The sequence below is a fragment of the Amycolatopsis thailandensis genome (assembly GCF_042723255.1).
Classification (GTDB): Bacteria; Actinomycetota; Actinomycetes; order Mycobacteriales; family Pseudonocardiaceae; genus Amycolatopsis; species Amycolatopsis thailandensis.
The window spans coordinates 9,476-32,942 of record NZ_JBHXJK010000009.1; the positions used below are offsets into that span (position 1 = coordinate 9,476).

The window sequence follows — 23,467 nt, forward strand, 5'->3', positions numbered from 1 at the left end:
TCATCGCGATTCCAGCCAGGAAGCGATCGCCTGCCAGACCAGGCCCATCTTGTCGGGACGGACCATGTCCGCGTGCTCACCGGGAATGGGCACCTCGGTCAGTTCGCCGGAGATGTAAGGAGCCCATCGGGCCCGGAGAGGCCCGTCTTCCGACGCGTTGTCGGTGGCGGTGAGGATCAGCGTGTCGCCGTCGAACAGTCCGGTGGGATGCGCCGCCCTGATCCTGGTGTTGTTCTCGAAGATCCGCGCGAAGACCGCGAGTTCCGCTTCGGAGAACCCGCCGAGCAGGTGGCCGAACTCCGCCCGGATCACCTCTTCCCACGGTTCGTCGCCGTCGGCAGTCTCCTCCGTGTCCTCCGTTTCCTTAACGATCTCGGCGAGCGGGAACGAGTCCATGACGACCAGGGCGACCTCCTCGCCCTGTGCCCGCAGCCGGACGGCGATCTCGTGGGCGGGAGTGGCGCCGAACGAATAGCCGACGATGTAGTACGGACCGGCCGACCGCACCGCACGCAGCTGCGCGATGTAGTCGTCCGCCATCTCCGCCACCGAACCCGCGAGCGGGGTCTCGCCGTCGATGCCGCGGGCCTGCAACCCGTAGACGGGCACGTCCGGCGGCACGTGCCCGGCGAACGGCGTGTAGCACCAGCTCAGCCCCCCCGCCGGGTGGACGCAGAACAGCGGTGGCCGGTCGCCCGCGCCGCGGATGGTCAGCAGCACGCCGAGCGAGCCCCGCACCGAAGACAGGCTGAGCGTGTTCAGCAGCGCGATCGGGGTCGGGGCGGCCATCACGTCCTGGACCGAGGTGGTGATGCCACGGTGCTTGAGCTTCTGCACCAGGGCGACCGCCAGCAGCGAATGCCCGCCCAGCGCGAAGAAGTCGTCGTTCACCCCGACCTCGGGGAGCCCGAGCACCTCGGCGAACGTCTCGCACACGGCCTGTTCGAGTACGGCGAGCGGACCGTTCGTCCCTCCATCGCCCGCCCCGGTTTCGTACTGGGGCGCGGGCAGTGCTTTCCGGTCGAGCTTTCCGTTGCCGGTCAACGGCAGGGCGTCGAGGTGGACGAACGCGGCGGGGACCGCGTAGTCCGGGAGCCGTTCGGCGGCGTGCCCCCGCATTCCGGCGTCGTCGAGGGCGACGTGCTCGTGCGGCACGAGATACCCGATGAGACGTTTGTCCCCCGGAACGTCCTCGCGCACCACGACAGCGGCGTGCGCGATACCCGGATATCCGCCGAGGACGGCTTCGACCTCGCCGGGTTCGACCCGGAACCCGCGGATCTTCACCTGGTCGTCCGCGCGCCCGACGAACTCCAGTGGCCCCTCCTTGGACCAGCGGACCAGGTCTCCGGTGCGGTACATCCGCGCACCGGGTTCCCCGTGCGGACAAGCGACGAACCGCTCCGCCGTCATCGGCGCGTGGTTGGCGTAACCGCGCGCGACACCGGCGCCTGCCACATAAAGTTCACCGGCCACCCCGACCGGCACCGGGTTCAGCGCGCCGTCGAGGACGTACACCCGGGTGTTGTCCATCGGCCGCCCGATGGGCAGCACCTCGCCGACCTCGTCGACGGCACCGACCTCGTACTGGGTGGCGCACAACGTCACCTCGGTCGGCCCGTACAACTGCCGCACCCGGACACCGGGGTTCGACTCCAGCACCCGCCGCACCGAATCGGCCGGAACCACGTCACCACCCGTGAGCACCTCGCGGACACCCGCGAAACAGGCCGGATCCTGCTCGGCGAGCACCCGCAGCAAGCCCGCCGTGACATGGACGTGCGACGCGTCGTACGCGGAGATCCACCGCCGGAGCACCTCCGCGTCCACCCGCTCGTCCGGCGCCACCACCACGGTCCCGCCCGACAACAGCGGCACCCACAACTCGTACGACGACGCGTCGAACGCGTGCGGCGCGTGGAACAACACCCGCGACGGGGAACCCCAGCACCGATCCTTCGCCAGGCCCACGACATCCCGATGAGTCGCCACCACACCCTTCGGCACGCCCGTCGAACCCGACGTGTACATCACGTACGCCGCGCTGCCCGGAGGGACCGGCGGCAGTACGGCCTCGTCGTCCGTGATCTCGCCAGGATCGGCCGCTATCCGGGCCAGTCCGGTCGTGCGGGCGAATTCGTGGCCCTCCGTCGCCTCGTGCACCACCACCCGCCGCGCGCCCGCGTCCCGCACGACCGCCCGCATCCGGGCGACCGGCCACGACGGATCCAGCGGCAGGTACACCCCGCCCGCCTTCAGCACCGCGAGGAACGTCACGACCACGTCGACCGTGCGTTCCAGCAGCACGGCCACGATCTGTTCCGCCCCGTCCACCGCCAGCGCCCGCGCCAGCCGATCGGACCGCGCGTCCAGTTCGCCGTAGGTGAGCCGGAAGTCCTGACCCACGACCGCGACCGCGTCCGGATCGGCGGCCACGCGCTCGGCGAACGCCTGGGGCACCGAGACGTCCGCCGCCGCGATCGCGGTGTCGTTGCGCGTCCCGACCAGCTCGGCCGACTCGGCCTCGCCCAGCACGTCCACCGCGAAGAAGGACGTGCCGGGCGCTTCCGCCAAGGCGGTGACCAGGTTGTCCAGGCAGGTGTGCAGCAGCGCGCAGACCTGGTCGGCGTCGGCGGGGGCCACCGCGTCCACGGCGATCGTGAAGCCGGTGCCGTCGACGTCGATGGCGACGCCGAGCGGATAGTCGGTCAGGTCGCGGACCGACACCAGGTCGATCCCGTCCATCGACTCCGCCTCGTCCCTGGACACCTCCTGGTTGTGCCGGTAGTTGAACAGCGACGTGAACAGCGGGCCGCCCGCCAGGCCGCTGGCCGCCTGCGCGAGCGCCAGCGGCGCGTGTTCGTGGACCATCAGGTCGGCGAGCTGGTTCCGCAGGCCGGTCAGCGCTTCGCCGACGGAAAGCCCGCCGAGCCGTACCCGCACCGGGAGGGTGTTCATGTACAGGCCGGGGACGCGGTCGGCGCCGGCACCCGAGTTCATCCGGCCGAACACGATGGTGCCGAACACCACGTCGTCACGGCCGGACAAGGCCGCCAGCACCCGCGCCCACGCCAGGTGGAACACCGTCGCCGGGCTGACCGCCAGCGATCGCGCGATCTCCTTCAGCCGCCCGGACAGCGCCTCCTCCACCCGGAGGCCCGCCTGCCCCGTCGTCGTGCCGTCGCCGTGAACCTCGGTCAGCCCGTACGGAGCGGTCGGCTCGGTGACGTCGCCGAGGACTTCGCGGAAGTATCGTTCGTGCTCCTCCTTCGGCACGCCGAACCGCGCCTGCGCGACGAACTCGCGGAACGGCAGCGGCGGCGGCAGCTCGTCGGTGCGGCCCGCCAGGTGTGCCCGCAGCTCGGTGAGCATCACCTGCATCGCGGTGTGGTCCTGGAGCAGGTGGTGGACCCGGAGCAGGCACAGCCAGCGATCGCCGTCGGGATCGGCGGCGATGTGCGTGGTCAGCAGTGGTGCCCGGTCCAGCGGCATCCAGTCGCGGACGGCGGCGGTCAGCTCCTCGGCGGGATCCTGCCCGCCCCGCCGGAGCTCGACCTCCGAGACCGGCAGTTCGGCGTGGCGCACCACCACCTGCACGGGTTCCGGGAGTCCGTCGGAGATCACCGCGGTGCGGTAGATGTCGTGCCGGTCCACCACCCACTGCATGGCCGTCAGGAACTCGTCCAGCAGCGGCCGCGACTCGAACTCGATCACCGCGGGCGTCACGTACACGTCCGTGCCCTCGTGGCCGACCATCAGGTTGTGGAAGAAGATGCCTTCCTGCAACGGCGCCAGCGGGTACACGTCCGCCACGTTCGCCGCGCCGCCCGGCACCTGCTCCACCAGCCTGGCGACCTCCGCCTCGGTCAGCTCGACCATCGGCAGCATCGACGGCGTGAGCCCGGTCGCCCCGGCCGGGATGAGGTTCGGCGGCACGACCACCGGTTCCGGGCCGGAGGCCGTGGCCAGCCCCGCGGGCGTCGGCGTCACGAACAACGCCCGCACCGAAACCGAAACCCCGCGCTGCCGCAGCCACTCCACCAGTGACACCGCAAGCAGTGAATGCCCGCCCAGCGCGAAGAAGTCGTCGTCCACGCCGACCGACGGCAGCCCCAGCACCTCGGCGAAGGCCTGGCACAGCAGCTCTTCTTCGGTCGTGGTGGGGACGCGTCCCGAACCGGTCTCGTACGCGGGCGCCGGCAGCGCCCTGCGGTCCAGTTTGCCGTTGACCGTCAGGGGCAACGCCTCCAGTTCCACCACGGCCGACGGCACCAGGTACGACGGCAACCGCTCCGAGGCGAAGCCCCGCAGCCCGCCGAGGTCCGCGCCCTCCTCGGGCACGACGTACCCCACCAGCCGCGGATCGCCGGGCGAGTCCTCCCGCGCGATCACCGCGACCTGGGAGACGCCGGGGTACCCCGCGAGCACGGCCTCGACCTCGCCGGGTTCGATCCGGAACCCGCGGATCTTCACCTGATCATCCGCCCGGCCCGCGAAGACGAGCTGGCCGTCGGCGTCCCAGCGCACCCGGTCGCCTGTGCGGTACATCCGCTGTCCCGGCTCGAAGGGATTGGCCACGAACCGCTCGGCGGTCATCTCGGGAAGGCCCAGGTAGCCGCGCACCAGGCTCGTGCCCGACAGGTAGAGCTCGGCGACCACGCCCGTCGGCACGGGCCGCAGCGCCGAATCCAGCACGTACACCCGGGTATTGGCGATGGGACGGCCGATCGGCACCGCCGTACCCGGCTCCAGACCGGGCCGGCACCGCCACACCGTCGCGTCGACCGTCGCCTCGCTCGGACCGTAGGTGTTGAACATCGTGCGCCCGTCCGCCCAGCGCTCGACCAGCTCCGGCGGACACGCTTCACCGCCCACATCCAGCACGAACCCCGGATCCAGGACGTCGTCGGGCATCGTCGCCACCACCGCGGGCGGCAACGTCGCATGGGTGACGCGCTGCTCCACCAGGAACAAAGCCAGCTCCCGCCCCAGCCGCCGGTCCGGCGGCACGATCACCAGCGCCGCCCCCGACAGCAACGCGAGCAACCACTCCTCGCAGAACATGTCGAAGCCCACCGACGCGAACTGCGCGACCCGGCTCTCGGCTCCGACGCCGTACCTCTCGTGACTCACCGAGAGACTCACACAGGACTCATGGGTGACGACGACACCCTTCGGCTGCCCGGTGGACCCCGACGTGTAGATCACGTACGCCGGATGGGTCGGTGACAAGGGCGCGATCCGGTCGCGGTCGGACACCGGGGTGGGCGCGTGATCCGTGGCCTCGTCCACGAAGCCCGGGTCGTCCACCACCAGTGCCGGGGCGGCGTCCTCGATCATGAACCGGACACGCTCCGCGGGCAGTTCCGGATCGATCGGGAGGTAGGCGCCGCCCGCCTTCAGCACCGCCAGGACGGCGATCACCAGCTCCGGCGACCGCCCCAGCACCAGGGCCACCACCGACTCCGGCCCGATCCCCTGGGCGATGAACCGGCGCGCCAGGCGATTCGCTTTCGCCTCGACGTCGCCGTAGGACAGCTCGATCCCGTCGCGCACGAGCGCCGTCGCCTCCGGCGCCCGCGCCGCCTGTTCGGAGAACAGTTCGGGCACCAGGCGATCCGGCACGGCGCGAGCGGTGTCGTTCCATTCCTCGACGATCCGGTGGTACTCGGCCGGATCGAGCATCTCCACCGCGCTCACGCGGACTTCGACGTCGGCGGAAACCGCCGTGAGGACCCGGATCAGGTAACTGACGAGCCGCCCCGTCGTGTACTCGTCGAACAGGTCGGAGGCCGCGGTGAGGGAACCGTGCAGTCCCGCCGGGGCACCGGACTCGTCGAAGGTCTCCCCCAGGCTCAGGTCGAGGTCGAACTTGGCCGACGCCGCGCCGCCCATCGAAAGCGAGTCCGCCCGCAGACCCGGCAACCCGGCGGCCGGTCCACCGCCGGCGCCGGTGGTGTTCTGCACCGTGAGCATGACCTGGAACAGCGGATGCCGGGCCAGCGATCGCGTCGGGGACAGCTCCTCGACCAGCTTTTCGAACGGCACGTCCTGGTTCTCGTACGCCGCCAGGCTGGTGGCCCGCACCCGCCCGAGCAGCTCGCGGAACGTCGGATCGCCGGACAGGTCGCCGCGGATCACCAGGGTGTTCACGAAGAAGCCGACCAGCTCGTCCAGCGCCTGGTCCATCCGCCCGGCGACGGCGGCCCCGATGGGGATGTCGGTGCCCGCGCCGAGCCGGTGCAACAACGTCGAGAGCGCCGCTTGCAGCACCATGAAGACCGTCGCGCCCTCGGCCCTCGCCAGCTCCAGCAGCCGCGCGTGGACCTCGGCGGGCACCAGGACCGGCAACTCGTGGCCGCGATGGGACGCCTCGGCCCGCCGCGGCCGGTCCGCGGGCAGCTCCAGTTCGTCCGGCGCCCCCGCGAGGGCGTCCCGCCAGTACGCCACCTGGTCGGCCAGCACCGTGCCCGCGGCGTGTTCGTCACCGAGCAGGTCCCGCTGCCAGAGCGTGTAGTCGACGTACTGCACCGGCAACGGCGCCCACTCCGGTTCGTGTCCCCCGAGCCGGGCGGCGTAGGCCGTCGCGAGGTCTCTGGCCAGCGGTTCCATCGACCAGGCGTCACCCGCGATGTGGTGCACCACCAGCACGAGCGCGTGCTCCCGCGCCCCGGTGGCGAACAACGAGGCCCGCAGCGGGATCTCCGTGGCGAGGTCGAACTCGTACCCGGCCGCCGCGCCCACCGCGTCGTCGAGGTCCTCGGGCGGCACCTCGGCGAACCGGAGCTCGAACCTGGTGTCGGACATCGGCAGGACCTGTTGACACGGCTCTTCGTCCAGCATCGGGAACACCGTCCGCAGGACCTCGTGACGCTCGATCACGTCGTGGAACGCGGCTTCCAGCGCCTCCCGGTCCAGCTCCCCGGACAGCCGAAGGCCCACCGGGACGTTGTACGCGGCGCTCGGCCCGTCCAGTTGCCGCAGGAACCACAACCGCCGCTGCGCGAACGACAACGGCACCAGGTCCGGTCGTTCCCGCGCCGCCAGCGCGGCCCGTCCCGGCGCGGCCTCGACGAGACCGCGGACGAGGGCGGCCGGTGTCGGCGTCTCGAACAGCGCCCGGAGGGGCAGCTCGACGCCCAGCACCGCGCGCACCCGGCTCACCAGCCGGATCGCGAGCAGGGAATGCCCGCCCAGTGCGAAGAAGTCGTCGTCCATTCCGACCGACGGCAGCCCCAGGACGTGGGCGAAAGCACCGCACAGCAGTTCTTCGCGGGCACTGGAGGGCGCCCGGCCGTCACCGGCGGTGTACCCGGGGGCAGGCAGCGCGGCGCGGTCGAGTTTCCCGCTGGGTGTCAGCGGCATGGCGTCCAGCTCGACGACCGCCGCCGGGACCAGATGGGACGGCAGGCGCGCGGCCACGAACTCCCGCACCGTTTCGCCGGTGTCCTCGCCCAGGACCACGTACGCCACCAAGCGCTTGTCGCCGGGGACGTCCTCGCGGGCGACGACCGCGGCCGCGCGCACCGCCGGATGCGCGGCCACCACGGCCTCGACCTCACCCGGTTCGATCCGGAAGCCGCGGATCTTCACCTGATCGTCGCCGCGGCCGAGGAACACCAGCTGTCCGTCCGCGCCCCAGCGGGCCCGGTCACCAGTCCGGTACATCCGCCCGCCTTGCGGGCAGGCCACGAATCGTTCGGCGGTCAGCCCCGCGCGGCCCACGTAGCCCCGTGCCACGCCAGGACCCGCCACGTAGAGCTCGCCCGGCACGCCTGCCGGTACCGGGGCCAGCCTGTCGTCGAGCAGGTACAAGCGGACGCCCTCGGTCGGACGGCCGATGGGCGGAACCTCGCCGGGACGCAGCACATCGCTCAGCGTGCACAGCACGGTGATCTCGGTCGGGCCGTAGGCGTTCACCATCCGGCGGCCCGGTGCCCAGCGTCCGACCAGCTCCGGCGAGCACGCCTCCGCGCCCACCACCAGCGTGACCAGCTCGTCGCCCGATCCTTCGGGCACGGTGGCCAGGACACTCGGCGGGATCAGCGTGTGGGTGATCCGTTCGGTCCGCAGCACCTCGGCGAGGTCGTCTCCCGCCAGCGGTCCCGCCACCGCCGGGACGACCAAGGTCGCTCCGCACGACAGCGCCATGACCATTTCCATGACCGACGCGTCGAAGCTGAGCGAGGCCAGTTGCAGCACCCGGGACGCGTCATCCAGCGCGAAGGACTCGATCTGGGCTCGTGCCAGCGAAGGGAGGCCGCGGTGCGTGACCGCGACGCCCTTCGGCCGCCCCGTCGAGCCGGACGTGTAGATCACGTACGCCGGGTGGTCCGGCGACAACCGGGTGACCCGGTCGGCGTCGCTGACCGGGGCGTCGTCCAGCCGCGCGAGCTCCGCGTCGATCTCCGGCGACCCCAGGACCACCGTGGGCACGCCTTCGGGCACCACCGACCGGAGACCGGCGCTCGTCAGGACCAGCGCCGGGGCGGCGTCGGCGAACATCAGTCCGACGCGCTCGGCGGGAAGAGCGGGATCGACCATCAGGCAGGCCGCGCCCGCCCGCAGGATCGCGAGGAACGCGATCACCGGCTCCAGCGACCGCTCCAGCACCACGGCGACCACCGATTCCGGCCCGGCGCCCCGCGCGATCAGCAGTCGTGCCAAGCGGTTCGTGACCGCGTCCAGGTCCCGATAGGACAGTTCGACGTCCCCGCGTGCCAGCGCCACGGCGTGCGGCGTTTCGGCCGCCCGCGCCGCGAACAGGTCCCCGAACGACACCTGCCGTGTCTCGCGGACCGGCCCGGTCCCCGCGTCCAGCACACGCCGTCGTTCGGCGGCGTCCACCACTTCGACCGCCGAAAGCGCCGTACCGGGGTCTTCTTCGAGTACGGAGGCGAGGCTGTCGAGGCAGGCGTGCAGCAATCCGCAGACCTGCTCCGGATCGGCCGGGGCGAGCGCGTCCACGGTCAGCAGGAACCGGCCCGCCACGTCGTCCACGGACACCGTCAGCGGGTAGTTGCTCTGCTCTCGGTACGCCAGGAGCTCGATGCCGTCGACAGGGTCTTGCCCGCTCTCGTCCTCCTCCGGGGCCGCGGTGAAGCGATAGTTGAGCAGTGACGTGAACAGCGGAAGACCGCCCGGCACACCGCTGGCCGACTGCGCGACCGTGAGCGGCGCGTGTTCGTGCGCCATCAGCCCGGCCAGCTGTCCCCGCATGGCCGACAACGCCGTGCCCGTCCCGGTGCCGTCGAGGCGGACGCGGACCGGCAGCGTGTTGATGAACGGGCCCGCCGCCCGCCGTATGTCGGCTTCGGCGGTCATCCGTCCGAAAAGGACGGTCCCGAACACCACGTCGTCGCGTCCCGCCAGGGTGCCGAGGACCCGAGCCCAGGCCAGATGGAAGACGGCCGCGGGGCTGACCCCGCGCGAGCGGGCAAGCCCCCGCACCCGCCGGGCCAGTGCGTCGTCGACCCACCGGTCGGCGCGTGTCACCGCCTCGCCGCCGCCGTGCACGTCGAGCAGCCCGTACGGTGCCGTCGGCTCGGTCAGGTCGCCGAGCAGCCCGGCGAAGTATGCCTCGTGCTCCTCCCGGGAGACACCGAATCGCGCCCTCGCGACGTATTCGCGGAACGGCACGGGTTCGGGCAGTTCCGCGGCCCGCCCGGCGAGCATCGCGCGGACTTCGTCCAGGAGCACGTCGAGCGCGGTGTGGTCCTGCACCAGGTGATGGATGAGCAGCAACACGACCCAGCGGCCGGTGTCCGGTTCGAGGGCGACCCGGACCCGCATCAGGGGCGCCCGGTCCAGCGCCATCCCCGTCCCCGCCATCAGTTGCGTGGTGGCGTCACCGCTGCCGTCGAGGACGACCTCGTCCACCGGCAACGCGGCGGTCCGGCACACGACCTGCACCGGTTCGCGCAGTCCCTTCCAGACGACCGCCGTCCGGTACATGTCGGTCCGGTCGACGATCCCTTGCAGGGCACCGAGGAAACCGTCGAGGAGGTCTCGCGAGCCGAAGCGCAGCACGGTCGGCAGCACGTAGACGTCCGCGTCCTCCCCCTTGGCCATCAGGTGGTGAAAGAACATGCCTTCCTGCAACGGCGCCAGCGGGTACACGTCGGCGACGTTGGCCGCGCCACCCGGCACGGCCTCGATCACCGTGTCGAGCTCGGCCTCGGTCAGCTCGACCAGGGGCAGCATCTCCGGCGTGATCGCGGTCGCGCCGGGCGGGATCAGATTCGGTGGCACCATCACGCGGTCCGGGCCCGCCGACGCGGCCAGCCCCGCCGGGGTGGCGTGCTCGAACACCGCCTTCACCGACACCTCGGCGCCCCGGGTGCGGAGATACTCCACAAGGGACACCGCCAAGAGCGAATGCCCGCCCAGTGCGAAGAAGTCGTCGTCGGCCCCCACTTCGCCGAGGCCGAGAACGTGGGCGAACGCCGCGCAGAACAACTCCTCCCGAGGGCTCGCGGGGAGCCTTCCCGTACCCGCGACCACCGTCGGACCGGGCGCGGGAAGAGCCTTGCGATCGAGCTTTCCGTTCGGGGTCAACGGCAACGCGTCGAGCGTCACGACCACGGACGGCACCATGTACGACGGCAGCCGCTCGGACGCGTACGCACGCACCGCCCCCGCCGGGTCGGCGCCGGTGGTCACCACGTAGGCGACGAGCCGCTTGTCCCCCGGCGTGTCCTCGCGCGCCAGGACCGCGACCCGGTCCACTTCCGGGCAGGCGCCCAGCACCGCCTCGACCTCGCCGAGCTCGATCCGGAACCCGCGGATCTTCACCTGGTCGTCCGTGCGCCCCAGGAACTCCAGCTCGCCGTCCGCGCGCCACCGCACCACGTCGCCGGTCCGGTACAGCCGCTCGCCGTCGTCGCCGAACGGGCAGGCCACGAACCGTTCCGCCGTGGCTCCGGGGCGCCCCAGGTAGCCCCGCGCGAGCTGGACGCCCGCCAGATACAGCTCACCCACGGCGCCCGGCGGGAGCGGCCGCAACGTGCCGTCGAGCACGTACGCCCTCGTGTTGGCGATCGGCCCGCCGATCGCCACCCTGCCGGAGCCCTGCCCGTCGACGTCGGCCGCGGTCGCCCACACCGTCGCCTCGGTCGGGCCGTACAGGTTGGTGACCGTGTTCCCCGACGCCTCGGCGATGCGGGCGGCCAGCGCCCCCGGCAACGCCTCGCCGCCGACCAGCGGGCGCACCCCGCGCGCGGCTCCGGCGTGCGCGGTCAGCAGTGCCTGCCACAGCGCCGGGGTCGCCTGCAGCGTCGTCACACCGAACCGGTCGATCAGCCCGGCCACCGTCGCCGGATCCCGGACGGCCGTGTCGTCGGCCAGCACGACCCCGGCACCCGAGAGCAGCGGCACGTACAGCTCGAGGACGTGGATGTCGAACGAGACCGTCGTGACGGCCAGCAGCCGGTCCGCGGCCGTCATCGGGAAGCGCGCGCCCATCGCGGCGACGAAGTTCGCCATGGCGCCGTGCGGGACGACGACGCCCTTGGGCCGCCCGGTGGAGCCCGACGTGTAGATCACGTAGGCCGGGTGTCCAGGCAGCAGCGGCCCTCGACGCTCGGCTGCGGTCAGGTCGCCGTCGCCGAGTTCCGCCAGTTCGGCCGCGACACCGGGATCGTCGAGCGCGATCCGGTCCGGCCCGTGGCTGGCGAAGCCGGTGGCCCTCTCCGTGAGCACGAGCCCAGGACGGGCGTCGTCCACCTGGTATCCGACACGCTCGGCCGGATGCGCGGGGTCGATCGGCAGATAGGCGCCGCCCGCCTTGAGCACCGCCAGCAGCGACACCACCAGTTCGGCGGAGCGGCCGAGGCACACCGCGACGGTCGACTCCGGTCCGACGCCGTGCCGGACGAGCAGCCGGGCGAGCCGGTTGGCCCGCGCGTTCACCTCGGCGTAGTTCAGCCGGGTGCCGTCACCGTGCAGCACCGCGAGCGCGTCGGGCGTTCTCGCCACCTGCGCCTCGAAGGCCGACGGCACAAGCAAGGCCGGCGGCGGAGAGTCGGTGCGATTCCACTCCTTCACCACCAGCCGTCGCTCGGCCGGATCGAGCAGGTCCACCGCGCTCAGCCGGGCGCCGGTGTCCTCGGCGAGCAGGCTCAACGCCTTGACCAGACAGCGCGCGAGGCGGTCGGCCGTGTCCTGGTCGAACAGATCGGCGGCCGCGATGAGCATGCCCGCCATCCCGGCCGGCGCACCGGCCGCGTCGAAGGTCTCGCCCATCGACACGTCGAGATCGAACTTCGCCGCCACGTCACCGGCGGGCAGCGAGCCGAGCTTCAGGCCGGGCAACGTCACTGCGGCCCCGCCGCCCGCGTTCTGCAGGGTCAGCATGACCTGGAACAACGGATGCCGGGCCAGCGACCGGGCGGGCGCCAGCTCCTCGACCAGCTTCTCGAACGGGACGTCCTGGTGGGACAAAGCGGCCAACGACGTGGACCGGACCCGCCCGAGGATTTCGGCGAACGTCGGGTCGCCCGCCAGATCGGTCCGCAGCACGAGCGTGTTGACGAAGAAGCCGACGAGGTCGTCCTGCGCCTGGTCGGTGCGCCCCGCGACCGCGACCCCGATGGGGACGTCGGTACCGGCGCCCAGCCGCGACAGCACCGTGGCCAGCGCAGTCTGCACCGCCATGAACAGGGTCACTCCCCGGTCCTGCGCCACCGCCCGGAGGCGCCGGTGCAGCCCGGCCGGGATCTCGATCGGGGCGAGCAAGCCGCGATAGGACGCGGTGGCCGGACGCGGCCGGTCGGCGGGCAGGTCCAGCTCCTCCGGCGCCCCGGCGAGGGCGTCACGCCAGTAGGCCACCTGGTGGGAGAGCACGCTGCCCGGATCGTTCTCGTCGCCGAGGAGTTCGCGCTGCCAGAGCGCGTAATCCGCGTACTGCACGGGCAACGGGGTCCACGCGGGGTCCGTGCCCCGCAGTCGCGCGGTGTACGCCGCGGCGAGGTCGCGCGACAGCGGCTCCATCGACCATGCGTCCGCCGCGATGTGGTGCACGGCCAGAACCAGGACGTGGTCTTCCGGCGTCACCGCGAGCAGCGTCGCCCGCACCGGCGGTTCGGCGGTCAGGTCGAACGGATGTCCCGCCGCTTCGGCGACCTTCTCGTCGAGATCGCCGGCCGTCACCTCGACCACGTCCAGCGCGAACGCGGACTCGGCCACCGAAAGCACCCGCTGGTACGGCTCACCGTCGGCCAGCTCGAACACGGTGCGCAGCACCTCGTGCCGCTCCACCAGATCGCGCAGCGCCGCAGCGAAAGCCGCTCGGTCAAGCGATCCGGTCAGCCGCACCGTCAACGGGATGTTGTAGGTCGGGCTCGGGCCCTCCAGCCGCCCCAGGAACCACAACCGGCGCTGCGCGAACGACAACGGCACCCGTTCCGGCCGCTCCCGCGCCACCAGGGCCGTCCGGCCCGGGACGCCCAGTGACGCCGACGCCGCCAGGTTCGCCGGAGTGCGGGCCTCGAACAGCGTGTGCAGCGGCACTTCCACCGACAGCACCACACGCACCCGGCTCGTGAGCTGGATCGCCAGCAGCGAATGCCCGCCCAGCTCGAAGAAGTCGTCGTCCATCCCGACCGAAGGAAGGCCCAGCACCTCGGCGAACACCTGGCACAGCAGCTCTTCCGTGGCGTTCGCGGGAGCGCGGCTCGCGCTGCCCGAGTACTCGGGCGCCGGCAGGGCCGCCCGGTCCACCTTGCCGTTGACCGTGAGCGGAAGGGTCTCCAGCTCCACGAACGCCGACGGGACAAGGTATTCCGGCAGCCGCTCGACGGCGTACGCGCGTGCCCTGGCCCCGACGCCCGCGCCCGGCTCGGCAGGGACCAGGTAGGCGACCAGCCTCTTGTCGCCCGGCACGTCTTCGCGGACCAGCACGGCGGCCTGCGCCACCACCGGATGCGCGGCGAGTACGGCCTCGACCTCGCCCGGCTCCACCCGGTACCCGCGGATCTTCACCTGCTCGTCGGCCCGCCCGACGAACACCAGACGGCCGTCCGGAGTCCACCGGACCAGGTCACCGGTGCGGTACATCCGTGAACCGGCGGCGCCGAACGGGCACGGCACGAAACGCTCGGAAGTCCACAAAGGACGATCCAGGTAGCCGCGCGAGACACCGGCACCGGCCACGTACAACTCACCGGCCACCCCGGCCGGAACGAGGCCGAGGCCGTCGTCCAGCACGTAGACGCTCGTGTTGTCCAACGGCCGCCCGATCGGCAGCACACCCGCCACCTCGCCGGGATCGGCCACCTCGTGCTGGGTGGCGCACAACGTCACCTCGGTGGGCCCGTACAACTGCCGGACCGTGACGCCGGGATTCGACTCCAGTACCCGCCGGACCGCCTCCGCCGGGACCACGTCGCCGCCGGTCAGCACCTCCCGCACACCGGCGAGACAGGACGGATCCTCGTCGACGAGCACGCGGAGCAGACCGGCCGTCAGGTGCACATGGGACAGCTCGTGCCCGGTGATCAGCCGCCGCAGGACGGTCGCGTCCACGCGTTCGGCCGGCGCCACCACCACGGTGCCGCCCGACAACAGCGGGACCCACAGCTCGTACGACGACGCGTCGAACGCGTGCGGCGCGTGGAACAGCACCCGGGGTGTCGCGCCCCAGCAACGATCCTTCGCCAGGGCCACCACGTCTCGATGCGTGGTCACGACACCCTTCGGCACCCCCGTCGACCCGGAGGTGTACATCACGTAGGCGGCTTGTCCCGGCGGGCATCGCGGAGGCAACGCGGCGGCTTCGGCGTCGGTCTCGGCATCGGCCCAGATCGTCGGGATCCCCAGTCCGTCCAGGATTTCGTGATGCGCCGTCAGTTCGTGCACCACCAGCGACGCGGCCCCCGAACCCTCGACCACCGCCCGCAGCCGCTCGACCGGCCAGCCGACGTCCAGCGGCACGTACGCCCCGCCGGCCTTGAGGATCGCCAGCAACGTCACCACCAGCTCGGCCGACCGCTCCATCAGCACCGCGACGGGCGATTCCGCGCCCACCCCCGAGGCCACCAGCGTCCGCGCGAACCGGTCCGAGCGGTCGTCGAGTTCGGCGTATCCGAGCGCCACTTCACCGGACACCAGAGCGGTCGCTTCCGGGGTGCGGGCGACCTGCGCGGCGAACGCCTCCGGCACGGAAACGTCCGAGACGGCCGAGGCAGTGTCGTTCCAGTCCACCACCAGCCGGTCGCGGGACCGGGTGTCCAGCACGTCCACGGCGGTGAACGGCGTCTCCGGCGCGGCGGCGAGCGCGGTGACCAGGTTGCCGAGACACGTGTGCAGGAGCGCGCAGACCTGGTCGGGGTCGGCGGGCGCCACGGCGTTGACGGTGATCGCGAAACCCGGGCCGTCGTTGTCGATCGACACGTGGAGCGGATAGTTCGTGTGTTCCCGGGTGAACACCGTCCGGACGCCTTCGATGCCGTCGCCGGGTTCGGGCTCCTCCTGGTTGTGCCGGTAGTTGAACAGCGACGTGACCAGCGGGCCGCCGCCGGGCAGTTCGGCCGCGGCCTGCGCCGACGCCAGCGGCGCGTGCTCGTGGACCATCAGGTCGGCGAGCTGACCCCGCATCGCGGCCAGCGCCCCGGCCACGCTCGTGCCGGCGAGCCGCGTCCGCACCGGCAGCGTGTTGAGGAACAGCCCGGGCGCGCGGTCGGCTCCCGCGCCGGCGTTCATCCGTCCGAACAGGAGCGTGCCGAACACGACGTCGTCGCGTCCCGAGACCGCGCCGACCACCCGTGCCCACGCCAGGTGGAACAGCGTCGCCGGACTCACGCCGAGCGTCCGTGCCACTTCGCGCGTCCGTGCGGACAGGGCGTCGTCGACCCGCAGGTGGGCGAGCGCGGCCGCGGCGCCGTCCCCGTAGGTGTTCAGAAGGCCGTAGGGGGCGGTGGTTTCGGTGACACCGTCGAGCAGTTCGGTGAAATAGCGTTCGTGGTCGGCCTGGGACACCCCGCCCCGGGCCTGGGTGACGAACTCGCGGAACCGGGACGGCGGCGGCAATTCGCCCGCCCGTCCGGCGAGGAACGCCTGCAGGTCCTCGACTATCACGTCGAAGGTGGTGTGGTCCTGGATCAGATGGTGGATGCGCAGCAGGACCAGCCAGCCGCCCGCCGGATCGGCGGCGACGTAGACCCGGATGAGCGGGGCCTCGGTCAGCTCCATCCTGCCGTCGCCCGCGGCCAGGAGCTGGTCGACGGGGCTCGGTCCGGCCGGGTCGAGCGTGATCTCCTCGACCGGCAGCCGCGCGTGCCGGGAGACCACCTGGACGGGGTGCGGGAGTCCTTCGGACAGGATCGTCGTGCGGTAGATGTCGTGCCGGTCGACCAGCCATCGCAACGCGACGAGAAAGCCTTCGAGGCGTTCCCGGGTGTCGACCGCCAGCACGGTCGGTGTGGCGTACACGTCGGTGCCGTCCCGGCCTGCCAGCAGATAGTGGAAATAGATGCCCTCCTGCAAGGGCGCGAGCGGGTACACGTCCTGCACGTCGGCCGCCCCGCCCGGGAGCGACGCCGCGACCAGCTCCACCTCGTCCGCGGTCAGGTCGACCAGCGTCAGCATCGCCGGGGTCAGCTCGGTGGCTCCCTCCGGAATCAGGTTCGGCGGCACCTCGACCCAGCCGACCCCCGCGACCGCGGCCAGCCCGGCCGGGGTCGGCGTGGTGAACAGCGCTCGCACCGACACCGAAACCCCACGCTGCCGCAGCCACTCCACCAACGAGACCGCGAGCAGCGAATGACCGCCCAGTGCGAAGAAATCGTCGTCGACACCGACCCGATCCAGGCCCAGCACTTCGGCGAACGCCTGGCAGAGAAGTTCCTCTTCGGTGGTGGCCGGAGCACGACCGCCACCCGCCGAATAGGCAGGCGCGGGCAGCGCCGCGCGATCCAGCTTTCCGTTACCGGTCAACGGCAACGACTCCAGCACCACCACCGCCGACGGCACCAGGTACGACGGCAACCGGCCCGCCGCGAACCCGCGCACGGCTTCCGGTGAGGCGGACGCGTCCGCGGCGGGGACCACGTAACCCACCAGCCGGACATCGCCCTCGACGTCCTCCCGCGCGATCACCGCCGCCTGCGTCACCTCCGGATGCGCCGCCAGCACGGCCTCGACCTCACCCGGCTCGATCCGGAAGCCGCGGATCTGCACCTGGTCGTCCGCCCGTCCGGCGAACACGAGCCGGCCTTCGGTGTTCCATCGGCCCCGGTCCCCGGTCCGGTACATCCGGGCGCCCGGAGCACCGAACGGACACCCCACGAACCGCTCACCGGTCAAACCGGGGCGACGCACGTAGCCCCGCGCGACCTGAGGTCCGGCCACGTACAGCTCCCCCACGACACCCGCGGGTACCGGCCGCAACCACTCGTCCAGCACGTACACCGACAGACCCGGGATCCCCCGGCCGATCACGCTCCCGTCGACGCCGGGAAGGAGATCGAAATGCGTGACATGCACGGTGGTCTCGGTGATCCCGTACATGTTCACCAGCCGGGGGCCGGAGACGCCCACCCGCTCCCACCAGTCGCTCAGCCGCGCGGGATCCAGTGCCTCTCCGCCGAACACCACGGTCCGCAAGCTGTCCGAACCGGCCGTCTCCATCAGCTGGTAGAACGCCGACGGCGTCTGGCTCAGCATCGTGACCCGTTCCCGCACCAGCAGATCGGCGAATTCCCGCGGCGAACGCGACACGTCGAACGGAACGACGACGACACGGCCGCCGTGCACCAGCGGACCCCACAGTTCCCACACCGAGAAGTCGAACGCGAACGAATGGAACCACGACCACACGTCACCGGCGCCGAAATCGAACAAGCCTTCCGTGGCGGCGAACAAGGCGACCACGTTCCGATGCGGCACCACCACACCCTTGGGCGTCCCCGTCGAACCCGACGTATAGATCACATACGCCGCGTGCTCGGGGCGTACCGCGCCCGACCGGACCGGCGCCACGTCATCCCGGGAACCGTCCGCCACCACGGCCGGAACACCTTGCGGCACCAGCGAAACGCAATCCGGCGTCGTCACCACGCAGACCGCGCCCGCGTCCGCGAGCACGAACCCGATCCGATCCGCCGGCGACTCCGGATCCAGCGGCAAGTACGCGCCACCCGCCTTGAGCACGGCCAACATGGACACCACGAGCTCGGCCGACCTCGGCGCGACCACCCCGACGACCGACTCCGGGCCGACACCGCGGTCCCTCAGCAGGCGCGCCAGACCGTTCGCCCGCGTGTCCAGTTCCGCGTACGACAGCTCGACGTCTCCGGCCGTGACGGCGATCGCTTCCGGCGTCCTCGCCGCCTGTGCCTCGAACAGCGACGGCAGCGTCGTCTCGGGGACCGGCGGTCCCGCTTCGTTCCAGCTGTCCAAAGTGGACAGTTCGGCGGCGTCGAGTACGCCGATCTCGCCGAGCCGCAGCTCCGGCCGACGGGTCACCTCGTCGAGCACCCGGGCGAACCAGGTGACGATCCGGTCCGCGGTGCCCGGGTCGAACAGGTCGGCGGCCGCGACGAGCGTTCCGCGCAGACCGGCGGGCGCGCCTTCCGCGTCGAAGGACTCCTCGAACGCCAGGTCCAGATCGAATTTGGCGGGCACCGCGCCGGTGGGCACCATCGAGGTCCGCAAGCCGGGCAGCCCGGCGTCGGGCCCGGCGGTGTTCTGCACGGTCAGCATCACCTGGAACAGCGGATGCCGGGTCAGCGAGCGGACCGGGGCGAGCTCCTCGACCAGCCGCTCGAAGGGGACGTCCTGGTTCGCCAGCGCCGCGAGGAGGTTTTCCCGTGCCCGCCGCAGAACTTCGGTGAAGACCGGGTTCCCGGACAGGTCGGCACGCAGGACGAGGGTGTTGACGAAGAACCCGGCCAGCTCGTCGAGGGCCTGGTCGGTACGCCCCGCGACGGCCGTGCCGATCGGGATGTCCCGTCCGCCGCCCAACCGCGAAAGCGTCACGGCCAGCGCGGCCTGCAACACCATGAACACGGTCACGCCCTCGGCGTCCGCCAGCGCGTGGAGCCGCCGGTGGAGTTCGGCGGGAAGCTCGGCCTCGGCGACATGGCCCCGGTGGGACGGCTCCGCCGGACGCGGCCGGTCGGCGGGCAGGTCCAGCACGTCCGGCGCGCCCGCGAGCGCGGCCTTCCAGTGGTCCACCTGCTGTGAGATCACGCTGCCGGGATCGTCGTCGTCGCCGAGCAGTTCCCGTTGCCAGAGCGCGTAGTCGGCGTACTGCACCGGCAACGGCGCCCATCCTGGGGCCGCGCCGGCCAGCCGTGCCTCGTAGGCCAGCGAAACGTCGCGTGCCAACGGCGCCATCGACCAGGCGTCGCCCGCGATGTGGTGCACTACCAGGACCAGCACGTGCTCGTCCGGTGCCACCGCGAACAGCGAGGCGCGCACCGGGATCTCCGCCGCGAGGTCGAAGGCGTGCGTCGCGGCCTGCTCCACCGCGGCCGTCAGGTCGTCGGCGGGTACTTCCACGACGTCCAGCGCGAACGCGGACTCGTCCGCCGGAAGCACCCGCTGGTACGGCTCGCCGTCGGCCAGCTCGAACACGGTGCGCAGCACCTCGTGCCGCTCGACCACGTCGCGCAACGCCGCCGCGAAAGCCGCCCGGTCCAAAGTCCCGGTCAGCTTCAGCCCCCACGGGATGTTGTAGGTCGGGCTCGGACCTTCCAGTTGCCCCAGGAACCACAACCGGCGCTGCGCGAACGACAACGGCACCCGGTCCGGCCGTGTCCGCGCCGCGAGCGTGGCCCGCCCCGGCGCGGCGACCTCGGCCAGCCGGGCCGCCAACCGCGCGGGGGTCCGCGCCTCGAACACGGTCCGGATCGGCAGTTCGACGTCCAGGAGCGCGCGGATCCGGCTCACCACGCGCATCACCAGGAGCGAATGCCCGCCGAGGGCGAAGAAGTCGTCGTCCATCCCGGCCGTCGGCAGCCCCAGGACATCCGCGAAGGCCCGGCACAGCAGCTCTTCCGTGGCGTTCGCCGGAGCGCGCCCCGCACCGGCCGCGTACTCGGGCGCGGGCAGCGCCGCGCGGTCGACCTTCCCGTTGACCGTCAATGGAAGCGCCGCCAGTTCCACGAACGACGCCGGGACGAGGTACTCGGGCAAGCGGCCCGCGACATGGTCGCGCACCGCGTCGGCGATGGACCCGCTGCCGTCCACGGGCACCACGTAACCGACGAGCCGTTTGTCCCCCGCCACGTCTTCCCGCACGACGACGGTGGCCCGCGCGACCGCCGGATGCCCGGCGAGCACGGCCTCGACCTCGCCCGGTTCCACCCGGAACCCGCGGATCTTCACCTGGTCGTCCGCGCGACCGGCGAACACCAGCCGTCCGTCCGGCGTCCACCGGGCCAGGTCCCCGGTGCGGTACATCCGCCCGCCCGTCCCGTACGGGCACGCGACGAACCGCTCCGCCGTGGACTGGGCGCGGTTGACATAGCCGCGCGCGATTCCGGCACCGGCGACGTACAGCTCGCCCGCGACGCCCACCGGGACCACGTTGAGCCCGTCGTCCAGGACGTAGACACGGGTGTTGTCCAGCGGCCGCCCGATGGGCAGCGCGACGCCGGCCTCGCCGGCCTCGGCGATCTCGTGCTGGGTGGCGCACAGCGTGACCTCGGTCGGCCCGTAGAGATGCCGCACGACCACCCCGGAACCCGCCTCCAGGACCCGGCGCACGGCGTCGGCCGTCACCACGTCCCCGCCCGTCAGCACCTCGCGCACTCCGGCGAAGCAGCCCGGGTCGTCGTCGGCCAGTGCCCGCAGCAGACCGGCGGTCACGTGGATGTGGGTCAGCGCGTGCGCGGAGATCGATCGCCGGATCGACGCCGCGTCGACGCGCTCGTCCGGCGCGATCACCACGGTGCCGCCCGACAGCAGCGGCACCCACAGTTCGTAGGACGACGCGTCGAACGCGTGCGGGGCGTGGAACAACACCCGTGCCGCGGTCCCCCAGCACCGGTCCAGCGCCAGGCGCACGACGTCCCGATGGGTGGCCACGACTCCCTTCGGCTCGCCGGTCGAACCGGACGTGTACATCACGTAGGCGGCACAATCCGGCGGCACCGAGTCCGGCAGTTCCACCGCGGTGTCCGTCCCGGCCTCGACCGTCAACGTCGCGACGCCGAGTTCGAGCCCGCTGGTCGGCTCGTGCGCCAGGAGCAGGCAGGCGCCCGCGTCCGCGGTCACCGCGCGCATCCGGGCCGCCGGCCAGCCGGTGTCCAGCGGCACGAACACGCCACCGGCCTTCAGCACCGCCAGCAAGCCCACCACCAGGTCGGCCGACCGCTCCATCGCGACCGCCACGGCCGACTCGGGCCGCACACCCGCGGCGACCAGTGCCCGCGCCAGCCGGTCCGCGCGCGCGTCCAGCTCGCCGTAGGACAGCTCCAGCTCGCCGGAGACGACCGCGACGGCGTCGGGGCCGGCCGCGGCCCTGGCCGCGAACGCGTCCGGTATCGAGACCTCGGGTACCGGTACCGCGGTGTCGTTCCAGCCGTCCACCAGAGCGGACAGCTCGGTCTCGTCCAGCACGTCGACCGTGCGCAACGGCGTGGCCGGCTCGTCCGCCAGCGCGGTCGTGAGCGCTTCGAGACAGGTGAGCAGCAGCGCGCCGACCCGGGCCGGGTCGGCGGGCGCCACCGCGTCCAAGGTGATCGCGAAGCCGGACTCCTGGGCGTCGACAGCGACCGCGAGCGGGTAGTTCGTGAGGTCGCGGGCGGACAGGACCTTCATCCCGTCCAGTGCCGGGCGGGCCTCCTCGGGAGTGTCCGGGCTGTGCCGGTAGTTGAAGATGGAGCTGAACAGCGGGCTGCCGCCGGTGAGGCCACTGGCTCCTTGGGCGAGCGCCAACAGCGCGTGCTCGTAGGCCAGCAGGTCCGCGAGCTGATGCCGCAGTCCGGTCAGCGCTTCGCCGACACCCTGCCGGTCGAGGCGGACCCGGACCGGCAGGGTGTTGATGAACAGTCCCGGCACCCGGTCCGCGCCGGTACCGGCGTTCATCCGTCCGAAGAGGACAGTGCCGAAAACGACGTCTTCTCGGCCCGAAACCGCGCCCAGTACGCGTGCCCACGCCAGGTGGAACACCGTGGCCGGGCTCGCGCCCCACGACCGCGCCACCTCGCGGACGCGTTCGCTCAGCGCGTCGTCCACCCACAGGTGAGCCTGCTCCGAGCCGGTGCCGTCCCCGTGCAGATCCACCAGTCCGTACGGGGCGGTCGTCTCCGTCACGTCGCCGAGGAGGCCGGAGAAGTACCGCTCGTACTCCTGACGCGGCACCCCGAGCCGTGCCTGCGCCACGAATTCGCGGAACGGGACCGGCGCGGGCAGTTCCCCCGTGCGCCCGGACAGGAACGCCCGCAGATCGTCGAGCAGCACCTCAAGCGTGGTGTGGTCCTGCAACAGGTGGTGGACGCGCAGCAAGCCGATCCATCGGCCCCCGCGCGGATCGGCGGCGAAACGCACGTCCATCAGCGGAGCGCGGTCCAGGTCCAGCCGCCCGCCCGCCGCGTTCAGGATCTGCTCGACGGCGTCGGGTCCGGCGGGATCGAGGACGACCTCCTCGACCGGCACCTCGGCGTGGCGCACCACGACCTGCACGGGCTCCCGCAGCCCCGCCGACACGACGGCGGTGCGGTAGATGTCGTGCCGGTCCACCATCCAGCGCAACCCGGCGAGGAAGTCGTCGAGCCGGTCACGCGAGTCGAACTCGACGACGGTGGGCGTCACGTAGACGTCGGTTCCGCCGTGCTCGGTCATCAGGTGGTGGAAGAAGATGCCTTCCTGCAACGGCGCCAGCGGGTACACGTCCTGAATGTTCGGCACCCCACCGGGGATCGCGGCCACCACCCGCGCGATCTCGGCTTCGGTCAGCCCGGCCAGCGGCACCATTTCCGGCGTGATCTCCCCGGCGTCCGGCGGGATCAGGTTGGGCGGCACCACCACCGGCGCGGGGCCCGCGACGGCGGCCAGCCCGGCCGGGGTCGGGGTCAGGAACAGCGCGCGCACCGACACCGAGACGCCGCGCCGCCGCAGCCATTCCACGAGCGACACCACGAGCAGCGAATGCCCGCCCAGCGCGAAGAAGTCGTCGTCGACACCGACGCGTTCCAGGCCGAGCACCTCCGCGAACGCCTGGCACAGCACTTCCTCTCGCGCGGTCTCCGGCGCGCGAGAGGTGACGGCCACTGCCGCGAAGTCCGGCGCGGGGAGTGCCTTGCGGTCGAGCTTGGCGTTGGCGGTCAACGGGAAGACGTCGAGTTCGACGATCGCCGAGGGCACCAGATACGAAGGCAGCCGCTCACCCAGGAACGCCCGCAACCCCTCACCGGACACCGCGCCCGCGAGAGTCACATAACCCACCAGCCGGACGTCGCCCGGAGTGTCTTCCCGCGCGATCACCGCGGCCTGGTCGACCTCGGCGTGAGTCAGCAGAACG

At 72.1% G+C, this 23,467-nt stretch carries 1 protein-coding gene (only partly in view); it reads right to left on the reverse strand.

Annotated elements, in window-relative coordinates; all coding sequences use genetic code 11:
- Positions 1-23,467: the 3' portion of a non-ribosomal peptide synthetase gene (locus ACFWMR_RS05590; RefSeq protein WP_378377258.1), read on the reverse strand. Its footprint extends 2,588 nt past the window's final position; 23,467 of the gene's 26,055 nt are visible here — the last part of the coding sequence; its start codon lies off the right edge, out of view; it ends in the stop codon at positions 1-3.